3 protein-coding genes are annotated in these 3,434 nt (G+C 65.8%); all 3 read right to left on the reverse strand.

What is annotated here, in order from left to right; translation table 11 throughout:
- On the reverse strand, window positions 1–2,603 hold a 2,603-nt coding region (carB, locus tag O2807_13755), incomplete at its 3' end, for a carbamoyl-phosphate synthase large subunit (protein ID MDA1001566.1).
- 47 nt (window positions 2,604–2,650) lie between these two features.
- On the reverse strand, window positions 2,651–2,863 hold the full coding sequence (locus tag O2807_13760; protein ID MDA1001567.1) for a hypothetical protein: 213 nt from the start codon (window positions 2,861–2,863) through the stop codon (window positions 2,651–2,653).
- A gap of 84 nt (window positions 2,864–2,947) precedes the next feature.
- Entirely contained in the window at window positions 2,948–3,322 is a 375-nt protein-coding gene (locus O2807_13765; GenBank protein MDA1001568.1) for an endonuclease domain-containing protein, read from the reverse strand.
- Between the last annotated feature and the right edge of the window lie 112 nt (window positions 3,323–3,434).

The following is a 3,434-nucleotide window of genomic DNA, read 5'->3' on the forward strand; positions in this document are numbered from 1 at the left end:
GCCGCCACCTTCGCGAAGGGCACCCCCACCACCTTGCTCACGAAGGGCACCGTCCGGCTCGCCCGCGGGTTCACCTCGAGGATGAACACCTGCCGCTTGTGCACCGCGAACTGTACGTTGATCAGTCCGCGCACCTCGAGCGCGCGGGCCAGTATCCGGGTCTGCCGCTTGATCTCCCCCACCACCTCGGGTCCGAGGGTGTAGGGCGGAAGCGAGCAGGCCGAATCCCCGCTGTGGATGCCCGCCTCCTCGATGTGCTCCATCACCCCGGCGATCACCACCCGCTCCGCATCCGCCACCGCGTCCACGTCCACCTCCACCGCGTCCGCGAGAAAGCGGTCGATCAGCACGGGGCGCTCCTCGGAAGCCTTCACCGCCTCCTTCATGTAGATGGTGAGTTCCTCCGCGTCGTGGACGATCACCATCGCGCGGCCCCCGAGCACATAGCTCGGCCGGATGAGCGCCGGGTAGCCGATCGTCTCCGCCACCTGGAGGGCGGATTCCAGGTTCACCGCCGTTCCCCCCGGCGGCTGGGTCAGGTGCATCCTCCGCAGCAGGCGGTTGAACTGCTCCCGGTCCTCGGTCAGATCGATGCTCGCGGGCGAGGTCCCGAGTATCGGCACCCCAGCCGCCAGCAGCGGCAGCGCGAGGCGGAGCGGGGTCTGCCCCCCGAACTGGACAATCACTCCCTCGGGCCGCTCGCGGTCCACGATGTCCAGCACGTTCTCCAGCGTGAGCGGCTCGAAGTAGAGCCGATCGCTCGTGTCGTAGTCCGTGCTCACCGTCTCGGGGTTGCAGTTCACCATGATCGACTCGAAGCCCGCCTCGGAGAGCGCCATCACTCCGTGCACGCAGCAGTAGTCGAACTCGATCCCCTGTCCGATGCGGTTGGGCCCCCCGCCGAGGATGATAATTTTCTTCTTGTCCGTGGGCGGCGCCTCGTCCTCTTCCTCATACGTCGAGTAGAGATAGGGCGTGAACGCCTCGAACTCCGCCGCGCAGGTGTCCACGCACTTGAAGACCGGCGTCACGCCGAGCTTCTTCCTTGCCGCGCGCACCGCCATCTCGGAGATCCCCTGCCGCCTCGCAATGTCGGTGTCCGCGAAACCGTTTTCCTTGAGGAGTCTCAGGCGCGGCTCATCCTCCAATAACCCTTTGTTTTCAGTCTCTTTTTCGAGATCGACCAGCTCCGCCAGATGATCGAGGAACCACGGGTCCACCGCCGTCGCCGCGCGGATCACCTCCTCGGGAATCCCCTCGCGGAGCGCGCGCGCGATGTGCCAGAGGCGGTCGGGGCCCGGCACATCGAGAGCCTCGCGCACCGCCCGCTCTCTTTCTTCTCCGAAGAGCGCGGCGAACCGTTCCGCCTCCGGGTCCGCGAGGCCGTCCCTTCCGATCTCGAGCGATCGCACCGCCTTCATCAGCGCCTCGCGGAAGGTGCGCCCGATCGCCATCGCTTCCCCCACCGAGCGCATCTGCGTATCGAGCACCGGCGGGGTGCCCGGGAACTTCTCGAAGGTGAAGCGCGGGAACTTCACGACGCAGTAGTCGATCGCCGGCTCGAAGGAGGCCGGCGTCTTGCGCGTGATGTCGTTCGGGATCTCATCCAGCGTGAGGCCGACGGCGAGCTTCGCCGCGATCTTCGCGATGGGAAAGCCCGTCGCCTTGCTCGCCAGCGCGGAAGAGCGCGAGACCCGGGGGTTCATCTCGATCACGATCATCCGGCCGTCCTTGGGATCGACCGCGAACTGGATGTTCGAGCCGCCGCACTCCACCCCGATCTTGCGGATGATCGCCACCGCCGCATCGCGCATCGCCTGGTAGTCGCGGTCGGAGAGCGTCTGCGCGGGGGCCACGGTGATCGAATCGCCCGTGTGGACCCCCATCGCGTCGAAATTCTCTATCGAGCAGATGATCGACACGTTGTCGGCGAGATCGCGCATCACCTCGAGCTCGTACTCCTTCCAGCCGAGGGCGCTCTCCTCGATCAGCACCTGCCGCGTCGGGCTCTCCAAGAGCGCCCACGTGAGGAGCGCCTTGAATTCCTCTTCCCCCCGCCCCCCCGCCCCGCCGCTGCCGCCCAGCGTGAAGGCGGGCCGCAGGATGAGGGGAAAGCCGATCTCCTTCGCGGCCTCTCTCCCCTCCGTCATCGAGGTCACCGTCCGGCTCCTCGGGACATCGAGGCCGATCTCGATCATCGCCCGCTTGAAGAGCTCCCGGTCCTCCGCACACAGGATCGCGGGGAGCTTCGCCCCGATGAGTTCCACCCCCAGCCGGTCGAGCACGCCGCTCTCGGCGAGCGCCACCGTCACGTTCAGCGCCGTCTGCCCCCCCATCGTGGGGAGAAGCGCGTCGGGGCGCTCCTTTTCCAGGATTTCCTCAACGATCTCCGGCGTCACCGGCTCGATGTAGGTCGCCTCGGCCATCTCGGGGTCGGTCATGATCGTCGCCGGGTTCGAGTTGACGAGGACAACCTCGTAGCCCTCCTCGCGGAGCGCCTTGCAGGCCTGCGTCCCCGAGTAGTCGAACTCGCACGCCTGCCCGATCACAATCGGCCCCGCGCCGATCACCATGATTTTCCGCAAATCTTCACGCCGCGGCATAGGCTTCCTTCACGTTCGGGGGCGGTCTCAGGGCTTCAGTATCTTGCTCATGGCTTCAGTATCTTGATGCTGCTCGGAATCCCCACGATGAGCGCGGCCGCGATCACCCACCAGCCGGCGGCCACCCAATCCCCGCCCGAATAGGCCACGATCAGCATCCCCAGCCCCACGCCGAAAAGAAATTTGGCGGCGACGTGGAGATAGAGCAGCGGCACCGGCAGATGGCGGAACCGCGCAATCCACTTCGTATAGATATTCATCTCGTTCTCCTCCCCACAGGCGGCCAAACGTGCCGGAGGGAACATCCCTCTGCAGGGAATATAGGGCGGGGAGGGAAAGAACATTCACGAAGTTTTTCCGCCTTCATTAAGAGCATTCTGGATCGCCCCCAAAACTCCCTCAATGTTCCCCATCACATCGCTGTTCCAGAACCGCAGCACCCGGATTCCCTCATCCGCCAGCGCACGGCTCCGCCCGGCGTCATGCGCTGCCTGCCCTGCCTCCGCGTGCCCGCCGCCATCCAGCTCCACCGCCAGCTTGGCCTCATGGCAGTAGAAATCGAGGACAAACGGGCCCACCGGATGCTGGCGGCGGAAGTGAACGCCCAACTGTTTACGGCGCAAATGCTCCCACAGTTTTTTCTCGGCTTCGGTCGGAGCGCTCCGCAGTTCGCGCGAGCGCTCGCGCCGCTCTTTCGGAAGAGGCGGTTTCCGGGTCATCGCTCCTCATCTCAAACTCCCCCTCCTTCCGGGAGGGCTTATCTTTTGCTCCCCCTCCCTCCGGGAGAGCATCTCTTTTGCTCCCCCTCCCTCCGGGAGGGGGCTGGGGGGG

The organism is bacterium (genome assembly GCA_027622355.1).
In the GTDB taxonomy this organism is placed as follows: domain Bacteria; phylum UBA8248; class UBA8248; order UBA8248; family UBA8248; genus JAQBZT01.